The following is a 695-nucleotide window of genomic DNA, read 5'->3' as shown; positions in this document are numbered from 1 at the left end:
TGTCATGGGCCCCTCTCCCAATAGGGATAGAGGTATTTCAAAGCAGTCCAGACCGTTTTCACTTAGTCAGTTGAAATGAAAAGGTTGCCACCGATAGGTGGCAGCAAATAATGTTTGATAAAGTAGGATACATTATAGATCAAATTATGAAAAAGGGGTATTTAATATACGTAGTATTAGCCGTACTAGCATTTGGCTCATGCGAAAAACAGGGGTTTCTAGATTCTACACAATCTACAGATCTCAATGAACAGGTCGTCTTTTCTGACAGCTCCTACACTATTAATTTTCTTTCGGGGATATACGCTGATATTGGTTTCGCCAGTTGGCCCAAGCGTTTTGGTGGGGGAGGAGTGGATGCGAGTACCGATGAGGCGGAAGGAGCAGGCTTGGGTACAATAAATACTTTTATACAATTTGCTACCGGAACGGTAAACTCCAACATGATTACGAAAGATGCTTGGTCAACTAGCTATTCTAATATACGTCGCGCTAACATTTTACTGAAGAATCTTTCCGTGGCTAAATTCGGCGACGATATTAAGATTCGGGTAAAGGCCGAAGCCCGGTTTTTGCGAGCATACTATTACTTTATTCTCTTAGAGCATTATGGAGGCGTACCGTTGATGGGAGACAGTGTTTATCATGCGGACGATGTAATACCATCTGTGCGAAACACTTTTGAAGAATGCGTG

1 protein-coding gene is annotated in these 695 nt (G+C 42.3%); it reads left to right on the top strand.

Features of this window, described 5'->3' with window-relative positions; genetic code table 11:
- Window positions 1-146: 146 nt before the first annotated feature.
- Window positions 147-695, top strand: a 549-nt coding sequence (locus HP439_RS19305) for a RagB/SusD family nutrient uptake outer membrane protein (protein WP_246229431.1), incomplete at its 3' end; no start/stop codon positions are given.

The organism is Sphingobacterium shayense, from assembly GCF_013179575.1.
Classification (GTDB): domain Bacteria; phylum Bacteroidota; class Bacteroidia; order Sphingobacteriales; family Sphingobacteriaceae; genus Sphingobacterium; species Sphingobacterium shayense.
The sequence above is the reverse complement of the archived record's forward strand: the minus strand, read 5'-3'. Positions and strand labels throughout refer to the sequence as shown.